The following is a 25,104-nucleotide window of genomic DNA, read 5'->3' as shown; positions in this document are numbered from 1 at the left end:
TCGGATCGGTCAAGGCGATCATCGGGCACACGATGGCGGCCGCCGGCGTCGCCGCGCTCGTCAAGGCGGCTCTGGCGCTGCACCACAAGGTCCTGCTCCCGGCCGTGAACTGCGACGAGCCGCATCCGGCGATCGCCGCGACCAGGTTCCGCGTGCTGTCCACCCCGGTCCCCTGGGAGGCCCGCGGCCCCCGTCGCGCGGGCGTCAACGCCTTCGGGTTCGGTGGCACGAACGCCCACCTCGTGCTGGAGGAAGCGGCGGCCACCAGCCCATCGCGCGCGGCGGCGCCGGTTCTCGCCGGGCCGGCGGCGACGCCCATGTCGACGGGCTCCGATCAGCCGGTTTCCTCAGAACCGGCCGCGGCCCAGGCAGACGCTGTGGGGCTCGCGGTACGCGAACCCGAAATGGTCCTGCGGCTCGCCGCGACGACCCCGGACGAGCTGGGCACGATGCTCGAGGTCGACGACGCGGCACTGCGGGCGGACGCCGCCACCACGCCCGCGTACACCGGGATCGGGACGCGGCTCGCTCTGGTGAACCCGACGGCGCGGCGGCTGGCGTCCGCGCGCTACGCGGTCGGCGGGATCCGTCAGGGAGCCTGGTCAGCCTGGCGTGGCCGTGGCGAGGTCTGGGTCAGCGCCCAACCGCTGCTGGCGGGTCCGCGGCCGGGGCGGATCGCGTTCGTCTTCCCCGGGCTGGAGGCGGAGTTCGCGCCCCGGCTCGACGACGTCGCCCGGCACTTCGGGATCGCGCTGCCCGCGGAGCTGTCCGCGGCCGACCTCGGCCGCCACGGCACCGGCGTGCTGCTGGTGAGCCGGGTGCTCGACCGGACGCTGCGCCGGATGCGGATCGAGCCGGACGCGCTGGCCGGGCACAGCATCGGCGAGTGGAGCGCGATGTTCGCCGCCGGGATGTTCGACGACGACGAGGTCGACGCCGCCGTGTTCGCCGCCGATCCCTACGACGGCGCCGTCCCCGACGTCGACTACGCGTCGCTGGCCTGCTCGAGCGAGCAGGCGAGACAGTTCCTCGCCGACTACCCGGACATCGTCGTGTCCCACGACAACGCTCCCCAGAACACGGTCGTGTGCGGGCCTCCCGGCGCGGTCGCGGACCTCGCGGCGCGGCTACGCCGCAGGAACGTGGTCGTCCAGATCATGCCGTTCCGCTCCGGCTTCCACACCCCGATGCTGCGCCCCCACCTGCCGGCGCTGCGCGCGCGGACCGACCAGCTCCACCTGCGCCGACCGGCCGCGGTGCAGCTGTGGTCGGCGACGACGGCCTCGCCCTACCCGGCGGACCTGGACGCCGTCCGCGAGCTGTTCGTCCGCCACCTGGTCGAGCCGGTGCTGTTCCGCCAGACCATCGAGGCGATGTACGCGGCCGGCGCGCGGGTGTTCGTCCAGGTCGGGCCGGGCAGGCTCGGCGGCCTCGTCGACGGCGTGCTCGAGGACTCGCCGCACCTGACCATCGCGGCTAACTCGGCCCACCGTGACGGGCTCGGCCAGCTCCGCCGGCTCGCGGTCGCGCTCTGGGTCGAACAGGGCAATCCGGATCTGGCCGCGCTAGACCTGCCCGCGCCGGCGAATGGCGCTCCCGCCACGGCTGTACACCCGCGCGAAGGCGTAGGTGCCGCCGGGCAGCGCGAAGACCACCTGGTCCGGCTCGACCTGAGCGCGGCCACGATAACCCTCGACCCTGCCCGGCTGCCGCGGATCGCGGGGACGGGCGCGGCGCCGGCGCGGCCAGGCTCCGCCTCAGGCGATGACGGCCCTGTCATTGGCTCCTCGGCCGCTGACCCGACCGGGAGGCACACGGCGGCCAGACACTCCGTGGCAGACCATCCGCTCGCGGCATGGGCCGACCAGGACTCGGTGGCCAGGGAACTGATGGCGTTGCTGACGGAGACAGCCGACACCGCCGCGACCGTACTGGCCCACGCTGCCACGGCTGGAGACGCTCGGGGGGCGGAGCCCGACGGCGAGCTGCGTCGGGCGCCCACCGGACCGGGCTGGACGGCGACCCTGCGGGTGTCGACGGCGACGATGCCCTACCTGCTCGACCACGCGCTGACGCCGCAACCGCCCGGCTGGCCGGATCTCTTGGACCGGCGGCCGGTCCTGGCGGCGACGACCACCGTCCAGCTCATGGCGGAGTACGCGCAGAAGGCCTCGAGCCGGATCGCGGTCGGCGTCTACGACGTCCGCTTCGAGAACTGGCTGCCCGCTGAGCCACCGACCGACGTGGTCGTCCGGGTGCAGCCCGAGGCGCGGGACCGCTTCCGGATCACCTTCGTGGGTTTCTCGAGCGGCCTCGTTCGGGTGGCCGACGCCTATCCCACGAAGCGACCGCAGCGGTGGCCCTTCGACCCCGACTCCGAGCAAACACCGACCATGACCGGCCGGGAGTTCTACCAGGAACGCTGGATGTTCCACGGACCCGCCTTCCAGGGCGTGACCACGTTTCTCGGCCACGGCCCATCCCACATCCGGGCGGTCCTCAGGGCGTCTGATACACCGGGAGGGCTGCTGGACGCTGCCGGCCAGCTTCTCGGTTACTGGATCCGATCACGCGAGAACGACCGCTTCGTGATGTTTCCGGTCCGGTTCGGAATAGTGGAGTTCTTCGGCCCGGAACCGCCACCGGGCAGGGCGGTCACCTGCCATGCCTGGGTCCAACAGTTCGACAACGAGTGGGTCGACGCGCACCTGCAGCTTGTCGATGGCAACCAGGTCTGGGCGGTTGTGCACGGCTGGGTCGACCGGCGGTTCGACCTGCCAGCCGAGCTGGACGAGGCGTACCGCTGGCCAGAGCGGCATCCTTTCGGCCGGGTCGTCGCGGACGGCTGGGTGCTGGCCTGTGAACGCTGGTCTGACCTCGCGGTCCGCGAGATGGTGCTCAACCGCTACGCCAGCTCGGCCGAGCGGTCGGAGTACGACGCGACGCCGCCGGCCCTGCGCCGGGAATGGCTGCTCCGCCGTATGGCGATCAAGGACGCGGTGCGGATCCGCCTGTGGGGACAGCGACATCCGGAGATCTTTCCCGCGCAGATCCGGGTGATGGACCCGTTCGGGCAGCTGTCGCGCGCCGAAGCCGGCGCCGGCCCCGGAGCGGGGTCCACCCCCACCCCTCAGGTGGAGGTCATAGACACTGGAGGTCGTCCCCTGCCACCGTTCGCGATCTGGGTCGCGAGCACCTCGGACCTCGCGGTGGCGCACGCGCGGCCCGTCACCGGACAGGCGTCGACCGGACGGCCGGCGCGGGTCGTGCTCGCCGTCGAACCGCCTGGTCTGGTTCCCGGCCAGGCCAAGGACGACCCGCCGGCGACCGTCGATCTGGACGCCCCCTGGTGGCGGCGGCGCCTTGCCCTGGCGAGGGAAGCGGCGGCGCGGGCCCGCGGGGTCGACGTGTCCCAGGCGCTGGTCGTGAACGCTTCCCGGCTGCCGTCCGACCCGAGCTCGGTGACCGTTTCCGTGGCCGTGCCCGCGGGCGACGACCGACCGGCGGTCCAGCACACGGTGACGTGCGCCGAGACCGACCTCGTCATACCCGGACCCGGGGCCGGCGGCCCAGGCCGCCGGATCGCGGCCTGGACGACAGACAAGCCCGAGATAGCCGACGAAACAGCGGCGACCCTGATGGGAGTCAAGGAATGACGGCGCATGAAAGCCAGGTCGGCTCCGTCCTGACCGAGATCAACGACATGATCAATATGATCATCGAGAAGTACGGTTCTCCGCCCGTCCAGGTGACCATGGACACTCTTTTCCACAGCGATCTGGAACTGGAAAGCATCGACCTGGTCACGCTTGGTGTAATGCTGGCCGCCCACTACGGCGACGAGGTGAGCATGGCCGAATTCCTCGCCGAGAAGGACCTTGGCGAAGTGATCGCGCTGCGAGTGGGCGAACTGGTCGACTACGTCGTGTCCCGGCTCGACCTCACAGCCCCCGTCGACTGACGACGATGCCGACCATCCACGTCAACGACACGGACATCCACTACCTGCACATGCGGGGAAGGGCGTCGGAGGGCCCGGCCCCGACACTCGTCTGCATCCACGGACTCGGCACCGACAGCCTCGCGAGCTTCTACCTGACGCTGGCCGCGCCCCTCGCGGCGGCCGGCGTCGACATGGTGTTCTACGACCTGCGGGGACACGGCAACAGCACGCGCCCCGCCCGCGGGTACCGGGTGGCGGACTTCGTCGCGGACCTCGACGGGCTGTTGACCGCGCTCGGCGTCACGTCACCGGTGCACCTCGTCGGCAACAGCTTCGGCGGAACCGTCGCCTTCGGGTTCGCCGCCAAGCACCCCGGGCGAACGGCCAGCCTGGTGGCGATCGAATCGGAGCCACCCACCGAGGCATGGGCGAAACGGGTGGGGGAGCTGCTGACGGAGACGAAACAGGAGCTGTCCCGCGACGAGACCTACCAGCTGATCTCGGCGCAGTTCGGCGACCACCATGCCCGCCTGTCAAGGCAGGCATACCGGCGGCTCGAGGAGACCACGATGGCCGAGGAGATCCCCAGCGGGCCGATGCTGGATCTCGTCGACCTGAGCCGGATCACGATCCCCGTCCTGAGCATCGTGGGAAGCGACGGGTTCCAGGCGGACGACCCGTACCTGCTCGAAGGCGTCCTGCCGAACTGCCGGACCGTGGTCATCCAGGACCAGGACCACTCCGTCCTCGTCGAGGCCCACCGGCAGGTGCGCGACCTGCTGCTCGACTGGATCTTCCTGAGGCCCCTGGCGGCGGCCCGGCGAGACCTCGCGTGAGCACCTTCCTGTTCGCCGTCCCACCGCTGACCGGGCACATCACCCCACTGGTCGCGGTAGCCGACCGGCTCGGGGCGCTCGGCCACCGGGTCGCCTGGTCGGGCGAGCCGACGCTGATCAGGAAGCTGGCCGGTGAGGACGCCGAGGTGCACCTCTGCCCGCCGGGCCCCACCGACCTCGAGGCACGCGGCGCCGGCCTGCGCGGCTACGCCGCCGTGCAGTTCCTCTGGGAGGAATTCCTTGTTCCCCTCGCCGACGCCACCCACGACGCGGTAGCCGAGGCGGCCGTGGGCACAGGCGCCGACCTCGTCGTCGCCGACATGCAGGCGCTGGCGGGTCCCGTCGCGGCGGCCCGCCTCGGCCTGCCGTGGGTCACGTCCGCCACGACATCGGGGTCGCTGCGGGATCCGTTCGCCGCGACGCCCAAGATCCGCCAGTGGCTCGACGCGCTGTTCGCCGACCTTGTCGAACGCCTGTGCCCGCGGGCCGTCCCACCACTGACCCCTGCCACGCTGGAACGTTCCCCGCACCTGGTCATAGCGTTCACCACCGAGGCGCTCGCCGGCCCGGCAGATCCGGGGGGGCCGTCCATCGTGTGGGCGGGACCCGCTCCGCGCCAGCGTGACCCCGGCCGCGGCGCGATGCTCGCCGCGGCCGGGTCCGGTCCTGGCGGACTGTTCCCGTGGACCTGGCGCGACCCGTCACGGCCGCTAGTGATCGTCAGCCTCGGCACGGTCAACAACCGGGTTGGCGGTGCCTTCCTGCGAGCCTGCTGCGAGGCGCTGCGGCAGCTGGGCGACCGAGTCCAGGGCATCGTGGCCGACCCACTGGGAGTGATCGAGCAGGCACCGGACAACGTCCTCGCCCGGCCATATCTGCCGATATCGCGTTTGTTGCCGCACGCCGCCGCCGTCGTCTGCCACGCCGGCCACAACACGGTGTGCGAGGCTCTCACGCACGACCTTCCCCTGGTCGTCGCGCCGATCCGCGACGACCAACCCGTCATCGCCCAGCAGGTCGTCGACGCGGGCGCAGGCATCCGGCTCCGTTTTGGCCAGGCCACGCCTGGCCTGGTCGCGGCCGCCGTCACCGACGTCCTCGCCAACCCGCGCTACAGCCGCGCCGCGCGCGGGATCGGATCGTCGTTCCGCGCGGCTGGAGGCGCCGCCGCCGCGGCGGCGGCACTGGTGTCGCTGGCCGAGGAGCAGGGACGGTGAGCGGAAAGGGAAGCCACCGGGCCGAACTCCGCCAGCCGGGCGGTTCGGTCGGCCTGATCCTGCGGTTCACCTCCGGCTTTCGCCTCCGCCTCGCCCTCGGAGGTGTGCTTCTGCTCGCCGGGACGGCGACGTCGCTGACCCAGCCGATGATCGCGCAGCGGATCCTGAACCGCCTCGTCCGCGACCAGGGGATCAACGGCCTCCTGCTCGCCCTGGCGGGGGCGGTCGTGCTCGGCACCGTGGTCTCGGCCGGCGGCTACTTCATGGTCGAGTCCGTCGGTGAGTCCCTGGTGCGCAGGGTCCGCGGACTTCTGGTCGCCCGCATCCTGGTCCTGAGAACGGCGGTGGTCGACGAGGCCAAACCCGGCGACCTGGTGTCCCGGCTGGTGGCGGACACGACCCTGCTTCGCCAGGTGACGACGCAAGCGGTGGTTACCTCGATCATCGCGGTGATCGCGCTGCTCGGGTCGCTGATCCTCATGGGACTGATCGACTACGTGCTGTTGGCGGTGACGCTGACCGCGGTCCTGGTGATAGGCGTCTCGGTGCGGTGGGCCGCCACCGGCATCGGGCGCGCCACGGGCAAGGCGCAGGAGGCCGTCGGCCTCATGGCGGCACTGCTCGACCGCGACCTCGCGGCGTTCCGGACGGTGAAGGCGGCGGGCGCCGAAAAGCACGAGCTGGGCCTGCTGACCGACGCCGCGGACACCGCCTGGCGCCGCGGCCTGCGGGTCGCGGGATGGCAGGCGGCCAGCGGGGCCTGCGCCAGCCTGATGATGCAGACGTCGTTCCTCGCCGTGCTCGGGGTGGGGGGCGCTCGGGTGGCCTCGGGGCGGCTCCCCATCGCGGACCTCATCGCCTATCTGCTGTACATGTTCTTCCTCACGCAACCCGTCACGACGCTGTCGGGAGCCTGGGGGCAGCTCAAAGCCGGTGGCGCCGCGGTAGAACGCATCCAGGCCGTGCTGGAACTCGCCGTCGAGCCCATCGCCCTCGAGCCGCCGCGCACCGGCGGCCGACAGGGCGACGCGCCATACCGCGTCCGTCACCCGGCCGAGGAGCGGCCGGAAGGACGAGGCGCCGCCGCGGTGGCCTTCCAACAGGTCGTGTTCATGTACAGGCCCGGCCTGCCAGCCGTGCTCAAGGACGTGACCTTCACCGTGCCGGCCGGCGGCCTGACGGCCGTCGTCGGGCCATCCGGAGCCGGCAAGACCAGCCTGTTCGCCCTCCTGGAACGCTTCTATGATGCCTCGTCGGGCCGGGTGCTCGTCGACGGCCGCGACGTCCGTGACTGGCCGCTGACCGAGCTGCGCCGTTCGATCGGCTACGTCGAGCAGGAGGCGGCCGTGCTCGCCGGCACCCTGCGGGAGAACCTGACACTCGGCCTCGCCGGCGTCGGCGACGACCAGGTGCGGGAGGTGATCGGACTCGCGCGGCTCGGCGACGTCGTCGAGGCCCTGCCGGGCGGCCTCGACGGCTGGATCGGCCATCGCGGCGGCACCCTGTCCGGCGGGCAGCGCCAGCGAATCGCCATCGGCCGGGCACTTCTGCGCCGGCCGCGCCTGCTCCTGCTGGACGAGGCGACCTCGGCGCTCGACGCGACCAACGAGGCGGCCCTGCGTGACACCCTCACGGCGGCTGCGGCGGCCACCACGGTGGTGGTGATAGCCCATCGGCTGTCCACCGTCATCGACGCCCATCAGATCGTCGTTCTGGAGGCTGGCGGTGTACGCGCGGTCGGCACCCACGACGAGCTCCTGCGTTCGGATCAGACGTACCGCGAGTTGGCAACCACGCAGTTCCTCGCGGCTGGCGCGCCTGAGGTCCTGGAGCGGGCTCGGTGATCGGTCCGCGTGACGCGCCATGGTGCATCCGCGCCAGGCATGGCCGCCAGCGCCTCGTCGTGGCCGGCATCACTCGGCCTCGCCCACGGGAGCGCGCTGGCCGGCTCCTTCGGAACCCGATGGCCTGTCGCGTCAGACCGCCGCGAGCGTGCCTGCCTCGCTTGGCACGCACGCTCGCGGCGAAGGACCGGCCGTGGTCCCGACCGGCGCCGGCGATGCTGGGACCGGTGACCTGCTCTGGTCAGCCGCCGCGACCGGCCCAGTGCGGGCGCCGGTCCATCGCCTGCCTCCGGCGGAGCACTCGCGGCGACCACGCCCGCGGAGGCCAGCGACCCGAGAGACGGGTCAGGAGGATCCGGGTGGCTGCTCGTCACACCATTCGGTATGGGAGGGCTCTCCCGGCCTGACGTGCGGGACGAGTTCGAACGCGGTGCCAGCCGCGTTTACCTGGGTGAAGCTGAGGCAGCCAGGGGGCTGTTCGGCGCTCTTGTCGAACGCGATCCGCCCAGGAAGCAGGCCGCCGGCGTTGTAGTCAGATACCGCGCGCAGGGCCTGGATGAACCCTTCTTGGGTGGGACAGGGACCGGCGGCGTTGAGTCCGTGGACCAGGATGTCGGTGGCGATGTAGGAGCCGTAGGCGACGTCCTCGTCGGGCGGTTGGAGTTCTGGCGCGTACTGCTGGGCCGCGTGGAGGTATGTCTGTTGGGCAGGGGTATTGGCCTCGAAGGGCAGGTAGGTGGAGAACGTTGTGAAGCCGGCGATGGAGGCGCCGTGGCGTTCGATCGTCTCCTTGCCATATCCGGCGGCGGCGAGCACGACGCGGAAGGTGCGGCCGGCGGCGCGCGCGGCGGCGACGATCTCAGGCCCGTCGGCGGGGGGCAGATCGAGGATGAGGACGTCGGCATCGCTGGCGCGTAACTGGCTGGCGAAGCGCGCCGGGTTGGTGATGGTCGAGTTATAGGCCAGTCGCTCGGTGGGAATGCGAACGGCGACGAGGCTTTGTTCGATGAGGGGGGCGAACCGTTGCGCGGCGACGACCGAATCGGTGGAGACGATGACGGCCTGCGTGCCTCCCTGGGCCTTGATGTAGCGGCCGAAGACGCCCGATGCCGATCCTCCCGCGACGACTGACGGGAAGGTAAACATGTTCGGATAGGCGGGATCGGCCCAAATGTCCTCGATGGGCAGGCCTACGGCGGGAACGCCGCGGGTCCGCAGGTAGTCGGCGCCGCCTGAGGCGCCGGTCGATGCCTCGAGGACCGCGAAGACGGCGCCGGAATCGACGAGATCGTGCACGACGACTTCGTTGGCCTGGGGTGTTCCTTGATCGTCGCGCCAGGTGTAGGTGATGGTCCGGCCGTGGATGCCGCCCGCGTCGTTGACGAGCCCGAGGCGGGTGTCGACCCCGTTGCGGACGGTGTTGAGTGCCTCGCCAATGGTCCCTTCGTTCGGGAAGACCAGGCCGATCCGGAGTTCGTCCGCGGAGACACCGGGGGAGTCACAGGAGTTTCCCGCGCCCGGTGAGCCGTTGTCCCCCGCGCAGCCGCTCGCCGCCGCGGCGGCGAGCACGGCCGCGGCGGCGGTCAACGCCGTTCCGTGGCGTACGCGTAGGCGGTCGAGGTATAAAGGATTACGGGAGGCCATTCTGCCTGCTCCTCTGACAGCTGGTTATTTTCGGGGCGATGGTGGCGTGTCATGAATGTTGGCCGGTGTCGCGAAGACGGGTCCATCCGTCGTACAGGCCTCTTGGAAGCGTGCGCGCGTCCTGCCTGACGGCCAGGAAGCGTGCGAGGGACACCTTCGGGGTTGCGCGCCCTGGCCATGGGCAAGGGGGCTGGAGTGGCCAGCTGCCAGAACGCCGTGCCCGCGGGCAGCTATCCGCCGGTTGCGCTGTCGCCGAGGTAAGGACGTAGGTCTTCGTCATAAGCACCGCGTGTGGCGCCGGTCCGGGCGGTTTGCCCGCGGTGGAGGGCTGGGCGGTCGCCGGCGCGGTCGAGCGCGCGGTATGGATGTTGTTCGATGAGAATGACGCCGATGCCTTCCTGGCGGGCCTTGGCGAGGCATTCGAAGACGAGGTCGACCATCTTGGCGCGAGGTCGAGTGGCACTTCGTCGGCTATCACGAATTTAGCGCGCGCGGGGTGAACGAGAGAGCGGCTGTTGCCCGTCGCGGGACAGCAGGGCGACGAGCCGGCAACGGCGGTCCGCGGGCGCGGGGAAGAATCCGAGGCCGGGGCCCGTGGCCCGTTTCCTAGCCCGGCGCCCCGAGAGCGTTCCGGTGGCCATGCGCGGGTTCTCGGCGCAGGTGCGTTCCCGGAGACACCACGGCCTTCAGGGAAGCTTGATCAGCCCGGCCTGGCTGGCGCCGTGGGGTGCCCGCGTGCTGGCGTTCTGGCCGTCGCAGGCGATCTGGCCTTCGCGCTGGCCTTCGCGCTGGCCTTCGCGCTGGCCTTCGCGGGGGGCGAGGATCCCGGACAGGGCCCGGGCGACAAGGCGCCCGGCGTCACCCCCGCCGCCGCGGCGATAGCGCCGACGTCGGACTCGGTGATGTCGGACCGCCTGTACTCGGCTCCCGCGGCGTCGCGCATGCGCTGGCGCGTCTCGAGCCGCGGCGCCTCGTGGGCGCGCGGCCTGATCCGCTGGTCCAGCATGGGATCTTTCTACTGTCCTCACTGGCGTATGTCAATGAAATGTGTCAGTGAGGGCGTGGGTGACGGGACGGCGCGTGGCCCGGCCAGCCGACGGAACGACCAGGGCTGACAGCCGGAGCGAACGCGGACCATTCCGAGCTCGGTAGGGACCCGCTCTGTCACACGGCCTCGCCGATCTTGGGTGACGCTGTCCGATGAGCCGACGCCGGGCATGGCCGGGCGGCCGGTGATCCTGACCGCGAACGGGGAGGCAGGGAAGGGGGCCGGCGGCGCTATTCGATCTGTCCTCGCTACGGAACGCGTGGGTGGATCACGACGCGAGGGCGGGCAGGCCATCGGAATGGTCCGATGGCCTGCCCGCCCGGCCGGAACGAGGGTCAGTCGGCGATCGGGGTGTTCCCGAGAACCGTGTACCCGGCCGGGTGCCCGTCGTCGTCGAGCGTGGTGGACAGGCCACCGAGGACGCAGACGGCGGGCTGGTCAGGAATGGCCTTGCCGTTGCAGCGGAACTTCAGGCCGCCGGCGCCGGGAAGCTCGGTCTCTTTCATCGCCTTGATCGTCGCGGTGAGGGATGCCGGGGTGATGTCGCCAGAGATGCCCTGTGCCGAGGCCTGGAAGCCAGACATGATCATGAACATGAGCATGCCGTCCTGGAAGCTGAGGTCGATGTCCTCACCGTAGGTCTCGGCGACCGCGGTGTAGAGGCTCATCGACGGGCTGTCGGGACCGACCGGCGCGATCGCGCTGACGACTGTGCCGTTCAGCGTGCTGCCGGAGACGGATTTCCGGGTGGCGTCGGTGATGCACTGGGAGATGGCACTGATCGTGCCGGTGAAGCCGACGGCCTTGAGCCCGTTTATCGCGCTGATGCAGAACGCGTCGTTGCCGATGATGAACACCTGGTCGGAGCCATTCGAGCCGACCTGCTGCATCTGCGGGGTCATGTCGGCGGTGCCGGGCGCGACGCGGATGAGCTCGTAGCCGATGCCGGCCTTCTCGAACAGCGGCGGCGCGACCTCCTGGGCGGAGTGCAGGGCGGCAGGGACGTCGATGACGATGGCCGTGACCTTCTTGTTGCCCTTGTCCTTGGCCACCTGGATGGGCAGGTCGATGATCGGGAAGGTCGGGTTGGCCAGGCTGAAGGTCGTTGGGCTGGCGAGCAGTTCGGGGTCGGCCGATCCGGAGAGCATAACGGGGATCTTGGCTTCGTTCAGCGGCTCCCAGGCCGCCTCGACGACGCCGGAGGTGCCGATCAGGACGGCCGACACGCCCTTCGTGACCATCTCGTTGCCACAGTCGGTGGCCTTGGCCAGGTCGCCGAGCGTCTCACAGATGGTGATCTCGATCGGGCGACCGCCGAGGCCGCCCTTGTGCTCGTTCAGGTACTTCGCGGTGGCCTCGGCGACCCGGTTGTCGTTCGTGTGGTCGGCCGTCGGGCTGGCGCCATCCGTGATGACCCCGAGCGTGACCGGCGCGCCGGTCGCCTTCTCGACGGGGCCCAGCACCTCGGCGGCGCTCGCGGTGCCGGTCGTCGGCGCGGGTTCGTCCCGGTCACCGGACCCGCCACCGCAGGCCGAGACCAGGGCGACGCTCGCGGCAAGGACGGCGGCGCCAACCAGTCGTAATCCGGTCGGGCGGGTGCCTGGCCGGGCGGATGGGCCGGACCGAGACGGCCGGGCGTCCACCTGCCGGCCGACGGGCTTCGAGTGGTGCAACATAGCTCCTCGCTCTCGTCGCCTGACGTTTCTGTGACTGAGAGGTACGCCGCGTACGGTGGCCGGAAATTCTGGCGCGTCGTACGGACCGGCTTCAATCCGTGTACGTTAAATATCGAAGATCGCTCTGGATGGTAATGGTGTGAAGCTTCGCCTTCGTGCCCTAGTCGGGCCCGCACTCGATCGGTCTGGCGAATGGAGTGTCGCCTGCATCCGGCGCCGGCCTCGGAATCCTCGCCCTTGATCAAACTGGGTCGAGAAAGCCGCGGTTGACGGCTGTGTTTTGACCGGTCGGCCGGCGTTCCCGCCCGCGAGCGGGCGAGAACGCCGACGGCTGCCACGACGGTGGCCTCGCGATCCGACCCGATCGGCCGCCAGCGGCGGGCTAGACGGCCTCGCGGCCGGGAACGTCCTCGGCTACTTGCCCGCAGTCGAGTTCTGCGCGTCCAGTTCCTGCTGGATCCGGACGAGCTCGCGGAATCCGATCTTGTCGTAGCCGGGGCGCGGCTGTACCCCCCACTCGTCGCCCGAGGTCTCCGGGTTGCCCTTGACCGGCTCTCCGCCGAACGGCGGGCTGTTGATGGGGTACGAGTCCTCGCAGGTCTGCTCCGGGTCGGAGTACTGGACCTTGGTGAGACCGTCGCAGATCTCCTGGATCGATAGCGTCGGCCAGCCAAGCCAGATCAGGGTGAACGGCGTAACCAGCGCCCCCTCGATCACGAGCCCGATCAGGAGCACCCAGCACACGCGCCGAATGACGGTGTGCATGCGGGAATGTTCCGCCGACGTGCCGAGGGGGAGGTCCTTAGCCTCAGTCTTGCTCACGGCTTGCTCCTTCGGCCGGCCACGGCCGGCCCGCACTCAGTCGGAGAAGATCTCGCGATTGACGGTATGTAGATAGGGGATGGCCAGGAATGGCGTGATATAGAAGATGTCGAACAGCCACCAGCCGATCACCGGGAGCAGAATGCCCGAGAACCGGAGGTCGGCGTACATCGTCATGTTGAACACGTAGCCGACCCAGATGACCACGCCGAACCAGCAAGTGATGATCATCCACTGGTGGCCCCAGCGCTTCATCTGTAGCAGGCCGATGCACGCCGCCATCCGCATGGGGAAGACGGTCAGCACGCAGGCGATCTCCCAGGCCTTCTCTCCTGGCGCGCTGGCTCCGCCCAACCCGAGTTCGTTGTAGTGCCAGAAGTAACCGGCGTCGAAGATGCTGCCCCAGCCCATCATGAACGTCCGGTAGATCAGCGCGTGGTTGGCCATCAGGTCCAACGCCCAGCCGAAGCTGTTGATCGCGGCGTCGAGGAAGACCATGTAGCCGATCAACGTGACGATCATCGGACGAACGGTGAGACCGGCACGCGAGGCCTTGCGCAGCAGCGCCAGGCCGCGGAAGAACAGGGGCAGGCCGATGATGCCCGGCAGCGTCATCCCCATCAGCACGGTGCCCGCGATGAGCCATTTGTCGGCCTGGCGTTGGGCCTTCCGGCTCTCCTCGAGATGGTCCTCGTAGGAGACCGAGCTGTCGGGGCCGGCTCCGATCGCCGCGCCGGCCAGCGCCGGCGTCGGCGGGCGCTTCATCAAAGGAAGTCTCACGGTCTCCTACCAGTTCCTCTGCGAGTACATGTAGAGCTGGACGCCGATGATCGCGGCCAGGTATCCGTAGATGGCGATCTGGAAGACCATCAGGGCTCGTCGCCGCTGTCGGTCGCGTACGTCCATGGCGAATGCCTCCAGGTATGTGGTCAGGCCGGGGCGCCGGCCGGCAGCAGGCAGGCTGCCGCGACCTCCCGCAGGCCGTCGGAGACGGCCCCGTCGGTGCTCAGCGGCGCAAGAATGCTCGCCTCGGCGGCGGCCATCTCGTCCGTTCCGGCGGCGATGAGCTGCGCCGCGGTCACGAGCGTCCGGGTCGAGGGCGGCTCGAAATGAAACACGGACTCGGCCGTACGGATGGTGGTGGCGCAGCGGACCAGCCGACTCGCGACTTCCGCGGCGACACCCGACTCGGCCACCACGACCTCGGCCTCGCGATCTGGCGGCAGATAGCTCATCGGAAGCGTGACGAAACGCTGCCGGAACGACGGTTTCAGATCCTTCAGGGAACTGCGGTACGCCGGGTTGTAGGAGCACACCAGCATGAAGGTGTCGGGTGCCTCCACCACCTCGCCGGACCGGTCAAGGTACAGGGTGCGCCGGTGGTCCGTGAGCGAGTGCAGAACCGCCAACGAGTCGTGGCGGGCCTCGACCACCTCGTCGAGGTAGCAGATCGCGCCGTCCTTGACCGCCCTGGTGAGTGGGCCGTCGGTCCAGACGACATCGCCGCCCAGGACGACGAACCGGCCGACCAGGTCGGCACTGGTGAGGTCGTCGTGGCAGCTGATGGTGACGACGGGACGGCCTAGCCGGGCGCCCATGTGCTCGACGAGCCGGGTCTTGCCGCAACCTGTCGGCCCCGTGAGCATCACCGGTAGCCGCCTGCTGAATGCGTGCTCGAAAAGCGTCACCTCACTACCAATGGCCTGGTAGTCGTGCGCGGCCATCTGACCTCCGAAAAAATGTGAAAACAGGCGGCCGGCGGCCGCGGAAAAATGCGGAATGAATGGCCGGGCGTGAGTCTAGGCGGCGACCAGTTCGCGGTGAACGTGCGCCAGTGCCCGGGGGAGTTCTTCCACCCGCAGAATCCGCCGCGAACGGCGGGGTCCGAACACCTCTGGCAGCGGGTCCACTCGGGTGCGCCCCACACCGAGGTAGTACATCGAGACCCCCGCGTCCTCTGCTTCCTCGACCGCGTGGGCGACGTCAGCCCACGCGTACCGGCCCTCGTATCCCTCGTCGGACATGAGGCCGTCGCCGATCACGATCAGCAGGCGTCGTTCGGAGGGCTGCGCGAGTAGCCGGTTCGTCAGGTGCCGCAGTGGGGCACCGAGCCTCGTGTAGCCGCCGGCGACCAGGCCGAGGCCACTGGGCGCGACGAAGCGGCGGTCGGAGAAGTCCTTGAGGCAGCGGACCTCGACCCGGTGACGAGTGCTGCCCGAGAACACGAAGACGCCATGCCGTTCGCGGGCCTGCACCATCGCCGCGGACAGCGCGTCGGCGCAGGCGAGTTCCAGCCGGAACACCAACCCGTGTTGGGCGCCCATCGACGAGCTGCCGTCGAGGAGCAGCGCGGTGCTGACGTCCCGCTGACCGGGCCGCAGGTCCCGGAACACCCGCCCCGCGGAGGCGTCGCCGGCGGCCGTGGCGACGTGGTGGGAGACGTAGGCATCGATGTCGAGGTCCGAGCCGTCTTCCAGCCGGTTCCTGAGGGCACGGTGGGTGTGTTCCTCAAACCAGCGCCGTACATCCGCGGAGGCGTGAATCGCCTGCGCGGGTCGGGTCGGGTGCCGGCGTTCGAGAACGGCGACGTGGTCGGGCAGGAACTGCTGCGTCCAGAAGTTCCACTCTGGATAGGGAACGCCAACCCGAGCGTCCGGACGGACCTCGACGTCCTCCTCCTCCGGCCTGCTCGGAGGTGGGATGTTGGGATTCTTGACGCCGCCCTCCCCGCCCACCGGGATGGCATAGAACCGGTAGGAGTCCTTGCGCCTGGTACTCCACGGCACCCTGCCGTACCGGCGTCGAGCGGAGGCGGCCAGGCCGCCGGGCACCGCGGCGTCCATCGAGAGTTGACCGAGTAGTGGGTGTGGGGTCAACTCATGGTGGGATCTGGCAAGGTTCACCGCGCACTCGAGGATGGTCGGGCCGTCGAGCCCATCGTGGAGGACCTCGAGATCGGGAAGAACGCGCCGCAGCTCGGGCATCAGGCCCGGCCAGTTGGCGCCGATCCAGCCCATCGCGACTCCGCCCTCCACGAGGGCCAATGCCCTCAGCTCTCGCGGCGTGAGCTTGTGAAGTAGGTAGCCGGCGATACGGTCCTTGGACGGAGAGCACTGCATCGCGATGCCGCAGGTCAGCGTTCGGACGGTCCAGCCGCGCAAGGGAGCGGGATGGGGGACGTTCACGATCGAGCGGCCTGCGCCCAGCCCGAAGGTCCGGCGCTCACCGGAGACAAGCCGCGCTCCCTGGCGACGCCCCTCGGAGAAGGCCACGGCCGCCAGCGAACATCGTTGCTCTACCCATAACGCCGAGCCGCTGGCAGGCTCGGTCATTGCCGGCTCCCTACGGGCCAGAACGGGTGGGCCATCGGCATGCCACCGGATCGCGGCCGCGGAGGAATCTCCGTCGGTAACGATCGGTCAGGCAGGCGGTGGCCGTCGTGCGGAATGTCCATCAGAAGGTTCCGATGCGACTCATGATGTAGTGCCAGAAAAACAGAAGGCCGGCGACGAGGGCCCACGCCGCGCCGAAGCGCAGTAGGTCCACGAGCATGACGACACCTCCCGGGTAATCGATCCGGGCAATATTGGATAGTGGAAATGCGGAGATCTGTAGCTGTCGACCTCGCGAAGAGGTCTTAGCGCGACTCGAGGCCGCGGAGTACAGTGGCCACGAAATTCCGCAGAATGGTGGTGCGGTCAGACTGGGAGCCGGTGACCGCGATCAGCAGCCCGTACAGCCCGACCAGGAAGAAGAATGCGCTGTGCCTGACATCCGCCTCGGGGTATATCTCGCCCCGGTCTCGCGCCTGCTCGATCGCCCGGATGACGAGGAGGATGACCGGGTACTCGGTCCAGTCAGCGGATGTGGGGCGGGCGGGGGAGAAATGGTAGGCGAGCACATCCCGGAACAGAACCTTGCCGAGCCGTCGTTCGATCGCGGTGACCAGACGGACCACCTCGTCGAACACGGCCGGCAGGTCCCGAGGCGACGCGAGGAACCGGGATAGCTGTTTCGCCATCCGCTCCTGCTCGCTGTGGTCCAGCTCGGCGAGAACATGCTCCTTCGTCGGGAAATGGAAGTAGAAGGTGCCCCGCGCCACCCCCGCCGCCGTGGCGATGGCGCCGATGTCCGCTTCGGCCATACCGGAACGCTTGTACTCGGCGATGGCTGCGTCGAACACCCGCTGGCGCGTCTCGAGCCGCTGCGCCTCGCGAGCGTGTGGCTTGGTCCGCTCCTCCAGCATGAGATCTTTCTACCGCTCTCACTGGCGAGTGTCAATGAAAAGTGTCAGCCAAACTGAGAAGGGGCTGGTCCGGCGGTCCGTCGCGACCGTGGGACGGCCGGGACGTCCACGCAGGTCAGTGCCCGTGCCGTCCGCCTCGTCCCGCTGACGGTATCCCTTCGGACCTTCGCCGTGGGCACAGCCTCCCGCCCTGCGCCGCCGTGGCCCGACCCGCTACAGCTGGTGGGTCCTTGCCTCGTGGGCATCGTCCGCCCAGGCGAACGGACGAGGTCCGTGGGCTGGCTTGCCGGATGGTTCGCGACGGCGGCGCAGGGCGGGTGGTTCACGGGAGCGACGCGGTCGTGCCACCGTCGATCGGGATGATCGCGCCGTTGATGAAGCTGGCGCGATCGGAGGCGAGGAAGAGCGCAAGCTCCGCCACCTCCTCCGGCCGGCCGGCGCGGCGCATCGGCGAGTTCGCCACCAGCTGGGGGAACCTCTCGACGGCCTTGGCTGACAGCTCGGTCACGATGAATCCGGGACAGATCGCGTTGGCGCGGATCCCCTGGGGCCCGTACTCCACGGCGGCGGCCTTGGTGAAGGCGTTCACCCCTGCCTTCGCGGCCGAGTAGGCGCTCACCTGTCGCTGGGACGCGTTGATGCTGCCCGTCGAGGACCAGTTGATGATGGAGCCGCCGCCGGTGGGAAGCATCGCCCTGATGGCGTGTTTGGTGCCCAGCAGCACGCCGCGCAGGTCCACGTCCATGATCCGGTCGTACTCGGCCATGGTGATCTCGGCGAGCGGCTGCGCGCCGCCGATGCCGGCGACGTTGAGCACCGCGTTCAAGGTGCCGAACTCGGCGAGGGCGGCCTGGAACATCGCCTCGACGTCGGATTCGAGGGACACGTCGCAGTGAAATGGCACAACCGCGTTGCCCAGTTCGGCCGCCGTCTCCTTCTCCCGTCCGCTGATGTCCGCGGCTAACACCCGCGCTCCCTCGCGCACGAAGAGTCTCGTGGCCTCCTTCCCCATTCCGGAGCCGGCTCCGGTGATGACGGCCGTCTTACCGTCCAGCTGTCCCATGCGTCCTCCTCGTCAAGCTGGTCGCTCTACTCCCGACCAGCGTCTGTGCCCGCCCGCTGACGCCGTCCAGACCGGCTACCCGACGACGAGCGGCAGGGTTTCCCAGCCCCGGACGGACGACGTCTGCGCGAGCTTCGCGCCCGACCAGTCGACGTCCCAGTCGGGGAAGCGACGCAACAACTCATCCAGCGCGACTCGTCCCTCCAAGCGGGCGAGCGCCGCGCCCAGGCAGTAGTGACCGCCGAGGCCGAAGGTCATCAACTGGCCGATCTTCCGGTGGATGTCGAAACGATCCGGGTCGGTGTATCGGCGCGGGTCACGGTTCGCGGCGGCCAGCATGAACATCGTGGCGCTGCCAGCGGGAATCGTCTGCCCGTGGAACTCGACGTCCGTGGCGGTGTAGCGGGCCATGAACGGGCCGGGCGGCTCGTAGCGAAGGATCTCCTCGATCGCGTTGGGGATCAGGCTCGGATCGGCGGCGAGCTCGCGGCGCGCGTCGGGATTCCGGGCGAGGAGGGCTCCGATCCAACCGACGAGCCGGCCGGTCGTCTCGTTCCCGGCGCCGGCGACGACCGTGACGTAGGTCAGCACCTCGTCTCGCGTCAGCGTCCGGACCAGGCCGTTCTCGTCGGTGAACTCGGCGTTCAGCAGGTCGGTCATGAGGTCGTTCGACGGGTGGTCGCGTCGCCAGTCGATGTAGTCGGCGAAGACCCCGCTGTCGATCATCACGCCCTCCGACAGGTCCATCCGCCCGCCGGACTCGGTGCGCAGCTTCTCGTCCGTGAGGTCGCGGATACCTGCCTGGTCAGCCTCCGGAATGCCGAGTAGCATGCCGATGACCCGCATCGGCATCTCCGCGCCCAGGGCCGCGATCAGGTCAAAGCTGGTGGCTCCGACCAGCGGGTCGAGAATGCGCGCGCAGAACTCCCGAACCCGCGGCTCGAGCTCGCCTATCCGGCGAGGGGTGAAGACCCGGACGAGAAGCTTGCGGTGGATGTCGTGCATGGGCGGGTCTTCGAAGATCAAGGTTCCGGGTGGGATCTCCATGCCAGACTGGATGATGTCGAGGATGTTGCCTCGGGAGTTCTGGAAGGTCTGCCAGTCCGGCAGGCCGCGCTCGCAGTCCGCGTACCGGCTGAGCGCATAGAAGTTGTACTTCTCGTTGTGGTAGACCGGGGCCTCCTCCCGCATCTGGTTAAAGACCGGGTAAGGATCCGTATTGAAACTACCGTCGTAAGGGTCCCAGTAGACAGGACTGTTGGCGCCCAATGCATCCTCCAAGTGGACCTGCTCGCCGGATGTTGTTTCCCGGCTGCGGTTAAGATTGCTCCGTGAACCAATAGAAGGACTGGGTACCTGTGCGCGAGGAGCGTGCGCCAGGCGGGGCCGGAATACCGGAGACCGGTCGGTTTCGTGCGGGCTGACTGCTGCTTCTTCGGTTCGAAGATCGACGGAAAGCCCAGGCGGCCGACGCGCGGACAGGCGCGTCCGCGTGTAGGCAAGAGGAGGTCGACGCCGGTCTTGGTCGTCGCGGCCATGGCGGCGGTCAGCTTGCCGCGGCGGGGAGGTGGGTGCGTCGCTCGGGTCCGCTGTCCGATGGGCGTCGTGCCCATGCGGACGGCCCGCTGCCCTCAGCGCCGGACGGGATGGCGATTGCTGGGTGGTGGCATAGAAGGACCTGCCTTGGTGGATGTCCAAGGCTGTCGGCGAGGCGGCCCGGCGCGGGCCCGTCAGCCTTCCTACGACTCACAGAGGTGCCAGCCGGCGGACCAGCGACCTCGGCGACCAGAACTATACCACCAGGTCTAGTTTCGTCGACAATCTCCTGCTCGTGGTGCTGCTGTGCGTCCGGTCTGGCGCGGTGGACGGCGGTTGGCGACCAGCTGGCCGTGCGGATTGGGTTGCCTGGTGGTGGGCATCGGGGCTACCCGCGGGTAGCCTCGTCTGTTCCTCCGGCGGGGGGTGACCTCGGCATGGTCCGGTCGCTGTGCTTGCTTGATGCCGCCGGCCTGCCCCGGCGAGTCGGCGCACCAGAACTAGACCCGCCGGTATGGTTGTGGCACCCTGACGCCCGAGATGCGGGGCAGGTGCCGGATTGACCTGCTCAGGGGCGGCAAATCGGCGTCCATCTACGTGCCGATCTGGCGTGGATCCGGTTCGGGTGCTTGCCGTGGCCCCGACAGAGAGACGGCGTCCGTCGGCGGCCATTGGGTCGATCATGCCATTGTGGATCTTTTTTATGGGAGAAGCGGGAGAGGGTATGGCCGTGTCTGTCACTCCGGTGAGCCGGGGGATCGGCGTCGAGATTGCGGGGCGTAGTGGGCCGGAGCTGGCGACTCCGCAGGTCGCTGCCGAGGTGCGCGAGTACCTCGACGAGTACGGTGTCGTGATCTACCGCGAGGCGCGGATCGGTGACGCCGACCTGGTGGCGCTGTCCCGGATGCTCGGCGAGGTGATCGTCGCGCCAATGGGCGGAGAAGAGGGCTTCCCGGAGGTGTCGGCGATCTCGCTGGACCCGGCGCGGAGCACGCTGGCGGCCTACCGGGCGGGCACGTTCTACTGGCACATCGACGGCGCGAACGACCTGGTGCCGCAGAAGGCGACGTTGCTGACCGCGCTGGAGGTCGCCACCGAGGGCGGGGACACCGAGTTCGCCAACCTCTACGCCGCCTACGAGGCGTTGTCCGCGCAGGAGAGGGCCACGTTGGCCGAGCTGCGGGTGGTGCACAGCTTCGCGGCCACCCAGCGGTTGTCCAACCCGGACGCGCCGGCGAAGATGCGCGCCGCGTGGGACAAGGTGCCGTCGCGGGAGCATCCGCTGGTGTGGACTCGGCGCAGTGGGCGCAAGTCGCTGCTGGTCGGCGCGACGGCTGATCATGTCGTCGGCCTGGCGGCCGAGGAGAGCCGGGCGCTGCTGGATCGGCTGCTCGCGTGGGCGACCCAGCGGGAGTTCTCGCTGCGTCACCGCTGGCGCCACGGCGATCTGGTTGTCTGGGATAACACAGGCATCCTGCACCGGGCCCAGCCCTACACCGCCGCCTCCCGCCGCCTCATGCACCGCACCACCCTCGTCGGCGAAGAAGCCGTCGCCTAGGGTCAGTCGCGCTGGTGTGGAGTGCTGGATGGCACACGGCCTCCGGCTGCCGCTGGTGACCGCCGGCAAGGACTGAGAAGACGTCCAGCAGGCTGTTCGCCAGATCTTCGGGATCGAGTGGCTTGATGCCGTCGACCAGCCAGTCATTGATCAGTGGGCCGGAGCCGCCGACGAAGAACGTGGTCAGGTCCTCGCTGGTAGCCGGGTCCAGATCGCCGAACAGGATGCGCACCGCCGGCCGCTGCAGGTCGCTGAACATCACAGTCAGCACCCCGGTCATCGCGAAGGCGTACGACCCATCGGCATCGCCTCATAGAAGGCGCGGTGCGCGGCGAAGTGTCGCCTCGACTGCAGCCGGCGAGGCTGCGTGAGCCGATCGCCGCGGTTGCCGGTCCGGGCGGCGCCCAATGCTCTATCAACAGTCGGACGGCCAACACGTGGACTCCGAGGACCGGACGCAACATGGCGACAGGAGCCAGCTCTGGGGGCTACCCAGAGTCACCAAATCTTGTAGTCGCGCTAGTTCTGTGGGTAATCAGGGCTGGTTGTGTCGCCACGCGTCATCAACGTCTCATCAGAAGGGATGTCGGTGAGTGTTCACTTGCAATTTCGTCGGCTCGCGTCTACGTTCTGTCCCCATTGACAGCATGGGGCTGGCGGGGCTCTCGTGGAACTCGTCCGAGCCGGCCGTGGGCTGTGGTGTCCCATGGTTCCTTCTCAAGCCGGCCGCCATGCTGGGTCTCTCTGGCTCGCGACACCCTTGGTCGCTCTCGTGCGATCCTGTATCAGGAGGTCTTGTGCTGCTGGCTGGCAGGTCGGCGAAGGGAAACGGCGGAGGCGTGGAACCGGCGCCCCCCAGACCCCTCGGATGACCCGCGAAGGCGGCGTGGCGGTGAGAGCCGTCCTCATCCGGGCCTGCGCGGCCGGGATGGCCACCGCGGATTTTCCGCGCGGCCAGCGCGCGGACGCCGTGAGACGAGCATCGACGATTTTTTCCATGACAAGGGTGGCACCGAAGAAGGCAGGATAAAGATCAGGAAGATCGTGCGTCCGATGCGCGACCGCGCAGGATTCCCCCTGCCGCGCCCTCGCGTTCTCCTCCGGTCGGAAGGCCGGGCCGTCGCGGCCGGCGGTCGGTGAGGAGCGATGTATTCCTCACCACAGACCACCGAGCCGCAGGGGCCGGAAGACGTCAAAACCTCCGGTCGCGCATCCTCTCCTGGCCGGCAGCCCTCGGCCCCTGATCGCCTGTTTGTGCCGTTGCTGCCCGACGACCCGTCCGAGGTGGGTGGCTATACGCTGCGTGCCCGGATAGGTCAGGGCGGCATGGGAACCGTCTTCCTGTCGACCAGCCGCGGTGGACGGCCGATCGCGCTGAAGCTTGTGCGCCAGGAGTTCGCCGACAGTCCGGACTTTCGTCGTCAGTTCGCCACGGAGGTCACGATCGCGCGCCGAGTGCAGGGCGCATACACCGTGCCGGTCGTTGACACGGACACGGATGCGGCCCGGCCGTGGGTCGCGACGTCCTATGTGCCGGCGCCGAACCTGTCGACGGTGGTCCACCGTGGCCGTCCGCTGCCGGCCCGCACGGTGCTCGGTCTGCTCTCCGGGGTCGCCGAGGCGCTTGAGTCGATCCACCGGGCCGGGGTCGTCCACCGGGATCTCAAGCCCGCAAACGTCATCATGGCGGCGGACGCTCCGCTGGTCATTGACTTCGGGCTCGCGCGGGCTGTCGAGGGTGCCGGCGCGGGGATCAGCCGTCCTGGGGTGCCCTTGGGCACACCCGCGTTCATGTCCCCGGAGCAGGTCCGCGGCGGACGGGCCGTGCGTGCGTCGGACGTGTTCTCGCTGGGTTCCACCGCCTACTTCGCGGCGACCGGCGAGTACCCGTTCGGGGGTGACATCGCCGTCTTTCACCGCATTGAGCACACGGACCCCGACTGGGAACCTGTTCCCTGGCCCTTGCGCTTGGTCCTCGAGCGCTGCCTGGCGAAGCCGCTGGCCCATCGAGCCAGCTGCGAGGAGATCATCGAGCTGTGTGGCCGCCTCGCGGACGAACTCGACGTGCGGACCGGCAGCGCCACGATCCCGACAGCGCGGCGAGACCTGCTCGGTGAGGGCTGGCTGCCCGACACCGTCGCCGCCGAGATCACCCGGTACCGACGCGCCGCGGCCACCACGCTGCCTCCCCGCGGCCGCCGGCGACGCGAGGCCGACATCGCCCACCAGGCCACCGAACGCGATTCCACGCCCGTGTTCACTCCGCGCCGCTCCGGGGCGGACCCGGCTAGCCGCCGCCGGATCGCCGTCGTCGCCGCTGCTCTGGCGGGCGCCCTGTTGCTACTCGCTGCCGGGTTACTCGCGATGCGGGGCATCCGTCATGGCTACGCCGACGGCGCCGTCGCATCGTTGGCGCCGGTGCCGACGCTGGCACAGGCACCGGCGGTTGCCGGCACACCTGCCCTTTCCACGCCGACAGCGGCCATGTCGTCCGGCAGTCGGTTGACGAACTCGTCGATCACAGCAAGCGTGATCACGCCGACGGGCACCGGCATCGTCAGCGTGACGCCCACCCAAACGCCTTCGACGACATCTGCCCCAGGTCTCGGTGACCTGCTCTACCTACTTCTCCCGCCCATCCTCGCTCCAGCTCCCGCGAGCTCGTCGCCCCCCGTGACCCCATCTCCCTCGGAACGTTGACGGAACACCTCTTACGCCGCCAGGCACCCAACACCGAGGCGACATACAGTTTCAGGAAATGGAGGAGCTGCGGTGGACGCTCGCGCGCCGGGACAGATCGAACGTGGCCTGAATCAGCAAAGCGGCGACTCAGATGACCGGAAGACCACCGCCGCGCAGTCCCCGTTGACCAAACGCCTCCGCAACTCCTCGCCGGCGCCGGTGGCGGTGGCGGTGTTGTCGCTCAGCCCCCGAGAGCAAGAAGTCCTCAAGTTAGTCGCCGAAGGTCTCTCGAACGTTGAAGTGGCCGAACAGCTCATACTTAGCCCAGAGACTGTCAAGACCTATCTCCGCAACATCCGAACTAAGCTGGGCGTTCGCAACCGGGCCGCCGCGGTGAACATCGCCGTGCGTAGGGGATTGATTAAGTGAGGAAACCGCCGTGGCCGTCGCGTGAGTTCGAGGCAACGTCGGCTTGGCGCCGTCGAAGCGGTCTCGGCGCTCCTGGGTGCCCGTGCGACCAGCCTTGCTGAGGCCGAGCATGCCACGCGGGTGGCGATCGAGGGCTTCTGAATCCCGCTGACGAGATCATTCTCGCTCCAGATTCCCGACCAACATCCGGCGTCGGTCCAGACTGGGCGGAGGCCGTCTAACGCGGCCAACCGACCGACGGGATCTGGGACCGTCACGACCCGAGAACCAGGTGGCACAATCGGCTGACCCGTTCCGTAGACCGGTCTCGACGCGATAGGAAGCATGATCTGCGATCTCGACCTGGACTGGCTGATCTTTGTCGATGACTGCCTCCTCCAGTCGCCGCCTGCGCCGATCGACCGGGTCCCGAATAGCCGCCCATCCCAGACCGTTCTATGAAGGCCGTCCCGTTCCCGTCCGGCCGGCGCCCCGGCCGGACAGCCACCGGAGGAAGCACCATGCAGGTACAGGAAAAACTGTTCATCGGCGGCGAGTGGGTCGCGCCGAGCGGCCCGGAC

General features: G+C 69.2%; 19 protein-coding genes. 8 read left to right on the top strand and 11 right to left on the bottom strand.

Translation table 11 applies throughout. The features are described 5' to 3' along the window. The 5 genes from I6A81_RS36420 to I6A81_RS36400 all read left to right on the top strand — a co-directional run. Positions 1–3,656: acyltransferase domain-containing protein (locus tag I6A81_RS36420; RefSeq protein ID WP_203005032.1), on the top strand; the 3,656-nt coding region annotated here is incomplete at its 5' end. Continuing rightward, positions 3,653–3,961 carry an acyl carrier protein gene (locus I6A81_RS36415; RefSeq protein WP_203005033.1) on the top strand — a complete coding sequence of 103 codons (309 nt, stop codon included), beginning with the start codon at positions 3,653–3,655 and terminating at the stop codon, positions 3,959–3,961. The genes I6A81_RS36420 and I6A81_RS36415, both read left to right, overlap by 4 nt. A gap of 5 nt (positions 3,962–3,966) precedes the next feature. After that, a complete protein-coding gene (locus I6A81_RS36410; RefSeq protein WP_203005034.1) occupies positions 3,967–4,779 on the top strand; it encodes an alpha/beta fold hydrolase in 813 nt (270 codons plus the stop codon). Further along, entirely contained in the window at positions 4,776–5,996 is a 1,221-nt protein-coding gene (locus I6A81_RS36405; protein WP_203005035.1) for a glycosyltransferase, read from the top strand. The genes I6A81_RS36410 and I6A81_RS36405 overlap by 4 nt, the downstream gene beginning before the upstream one ends. Further along, the gene (locus tag I6A81_RS36400) at positions 5,993–7,840 is read left to right on the top strand and encodes an ABC transporter ATP-binding protein (protein WP_307875152.1); all 1,848 of its coding nucleotides are present in this window, start codon (positions 5,993–5,995) and stop codon (positions 7,838–7,840) included. Before I6A81_RS36405 ends, I6A81_RS36400 begins: the two co-directional genes overlap by 4 nt. A gap of 345 nt (positions 7,841–8,185) precedes the next feature. On the opposite strand, the gene I6A81_RS36395 is transcribed toward I6A81_RS36400, so the two are convergent. The 10 genes from I6A81_RS36395 to I6A81_RS36350 all read right to left on the bottom strand — a co-directional run bounded on the left by I6A81_RS36395 (position 8,186) and on the right by I6A81_RS36350 (position 19,608). After that, positions 8,186–9,427 carry an ABC transporter substrate-binding protein gene (locus I6A81_RS36395; RefSeq protein WP_238438246.1) on the bottom strand — a complete coding sequence of 414 codons (1,242 nt, stop codon included), beginning with the start codon at positions 9,425–9,427 and terminating at the stop codon, positions 8,186–8,188. A gap of 287 nt (positions 9,428–9,714) precedes the next feature. Beyond that, entirely contained in the window at positions 9,715–9,924 is a 210-nt protein-coding gene (locus tag I6A81_RS36390; RefSeq protein ID WP_203005037.1) for a hypothetical protein, read from the bottom strand. Between the two features lie 943 nt (positions 9,925–10,867). After that, positions 10,868–12,208, bottom strand: a complete 1,341-nt coding sequence (locus I6A81_RS36385; protein WP_203005038.1) for an ABC transporter substrate-binding protein — start codon at positions 12,206–12,208, stop codon at positions 10,868–10,870. Between the two features lie 414 nt (positions 12,209–12,622). Continuing rightward, a complete protein-coding gene (locus I6A81_RS36380; RefSeq protein ID WP_203005039.1) occupies positions 12,623–13,030 on the bottom strand; it encodes a hypothetical protein in 408 nt (135 codons plus the stop codon). A gap of 36 nt (positions 13,031–13,066) precedes the next feature. Then, positions 13,067–13,795: a hypothetical protein gene (locus I6A81_RS36375; RefSeq protein WP_203005040.1), complete on the bottom strand. Its 729-nt coding sequence runs from the start codon at positions 13,793–13,795 to the stop codon at positions 13,067–13,069. Between the two features lie 164 nt (positions 13,796–13,959). After that, positions 13,960–14,754, bottom strand: a complete 795-nt coding sequence (locus I6A81_RS36370; RefSeq protein ID WP_203005041.1) for a CbbQ/NirQ/NorQ/GpvN family protein — start codon at positions 14,752–14,754, stop codon at positions 13,960–13,962. 75 nt (positions 14,755–14,829) lie between these two features. Next, positions 14,830–16,362 carry a nitric oxide reductase activation protein NorD gene (locus I6A81_RS36365; protein ID WP_203005042.1) on the bottom strand — a complete coding sequence of 511 codons (1,533 nt, stop codon included), beginning with the start codon at positions 16,360–16,362 and terminating at the stop codon, positions 14,830–14,832. A 305-nt stretch (positions 16,363–16,667) separates the two neighbouring features. Then, positions 16,668–17,276, bottom strand: coding sequence for a TetR family transcriptional regulator (locus I6A81_RS36360; protein ID WP_203005043.1), 609 nt, complete (start codon positions 17,274–17,276; stop codon positions 16,668–16,670). A gap of 322 nt (positions 17,277–17,598) precedes the next feature. Next, the gene (locus tag I6A81_RS36355; protein WP_203005044.1) at positions 17,599–18,339 is read right to left on the bottom strand and encodes an SDR family NAD(P)-dependent oxidoreductase; all 741 of its coding nucleotides are present in this window, start codon (positions 18,337–18,339) and stop codon (positions 17,599–17,601) included. Between the two features lie 75 nt (positions 18,340–18,414). Then, a complete protein-coding gene (locus I6A81_RS36350; protein WP_238429746.1) occupies positions 18,415–19,608 on the bottom strand; it encodes a cytochrome P450 in 1,194 nt (397 codons plus the stop codon). Between the two features lie 991 nt (positions 19,609–20,599). On the opposite strand from I6A81_RS36350, the gene I6A81_RS36345 reads away from it, so the two are divergent. Then, the gene (locus I6A81_RS36345; protein ID WP_203005046.1) at positions 20,600–21,433 is read left to right on the top strand and encodes a TauD/TfdA dioxygenase family protein; all 834 of its coding nucleotides are present in this window, start codon (positions 20,600–20,602) and stop codon (positions 21,431–21,433) included. Here the strand turns inward: I6A81_RS36345 and I6A81_RS36340 are convergent. Further along, positions 21,390–21,713, bottom strand: coding sequence for a hypothetical protein (locus I6A81_RS36340; protein ID WP_203005047.1), 324 nt, complete (start codon positions 21,711–21,713; stop codon positions 21,390–21,392). The two genes, I6A81_RS36345 and I6A81_RS36340, sit on opposite strands and share 44 nt — an antisense overlap. A gap of 974 nt (positions 21,714–22,687) precedes the next feature. Here I6A81_RS36340 and I6A81_RS36335 point away from each other — a divergent pair. Then, a complete protein-coding gene (locus I6A81_RS36335) occupies positions 22,688–24,133 on the top strand; it encodes a serine/threonine-protein kinase (RefSeq protein ID WP_307875151.1) in 1,446 nt (481 codons plus the stop codon). A 72-nt stretch (positions 24,134–24,205) separates the two neighbouring features. Further along, on the top strand, positions 24,206–24,544 hold the full coding sequence (locus I6A81_RS45895; RefSeq protein WP_203005049.1) for a response regulator transcription factor: 339 nt from the start codon (positions 24,206–24,208) through the stop codon (positions 24,542–24,544). Positions 24,545–25,104: the final 560 nt, after the last annotated feature.

It is taken from the genome of Frankia nepalensis, from assembly GCF_016786325.1.
GTDB lineage: Bacteria > Actinomycetota > Actinomycetes > Frankiales > Frankiaceae > Pseudofrankia > Pseudofrankia nepalensis.
This window is presented reverse-complemented; position numbering and strand designations above follow the sequence as displayed.

Coding starts and splice junctions, on each gene's coding strand:
- I6A81_RS36360 (WP_203005043.1), bottom strand. CDS start 17,276: ATGCTGGAGGAGCGGACCAAGCCACACGCTCGCGAGGCGCAGCGGCTC.
- I6A81_RS36345 (WP_203005046.1), top strand. CDS start 20,600: ATGGCCGTGTCTGTCACTCCGGTGAGCCGGGGGATCGGCGTCGAGATT.
- I6A81_RS36385 (WP_203005038.1), bottom strand. CDS start 12,208: ATGTTGCACCACTCGAAGCCCGTCGGCCGGCAGGTGGACGCCCGGCCG.
- I6A81_RS36375 (WP_203005040.1), bottom strand. CDS start 13,795: ATGAAGCGCCCGCCGACGCCGGCGCTGGCCGGCGCGGCGATCGGAGCC.
- I6A81_RS36355 (WP_203005044.1), bottom strand. CDS start 18,339: ATGGGACAGCTGGACGGTAAGACGGCCGTCATCACCGGAGCCGGCTCC.
- I6A81_RS36410 (WP_203005034.1), top strand. CDS start 3,967: ATGCCGACCATCCACGTCAACGACACGGACATCCACTACCTGCACATG.
- I6A81_RS36390 (WP_203005037.1), bottom strand. CDS start 9,924: ATGGTCGACCTCGTCTTCGAATGCCTCGCCAAGGCCCGCCAGGAAGGC.
- I6A81_RS36340 (WP_203005047.1), bottom strand. CDS start 21,713: ATGACCGGGGTGCTGACTGTGATGTTCAGCGACCTGCAGCGGCCGGCG.
- I6A81_RS36370 (WP_203005041.1), bottom strand. CDS start 14,754: ATGGCCGCGCACGACTACCAGGCCATTGGTAGTGAGGTGACGCTTTTC.
- I6A81_RS36365 (WP_203005042.1), bottom strand. CDS start 16,362: ATGACCGAGCCTGCCAGCGGCTCGGCGTTATGGGTAGAGCAACGATGT.
- I6A81_RS36415 (WP_203005033.1), top strand. CDS start 3,653: ATGACGGCGCATGAAAGCCAGGTCGGCTCCGTCCTGACCGAGATCAAC.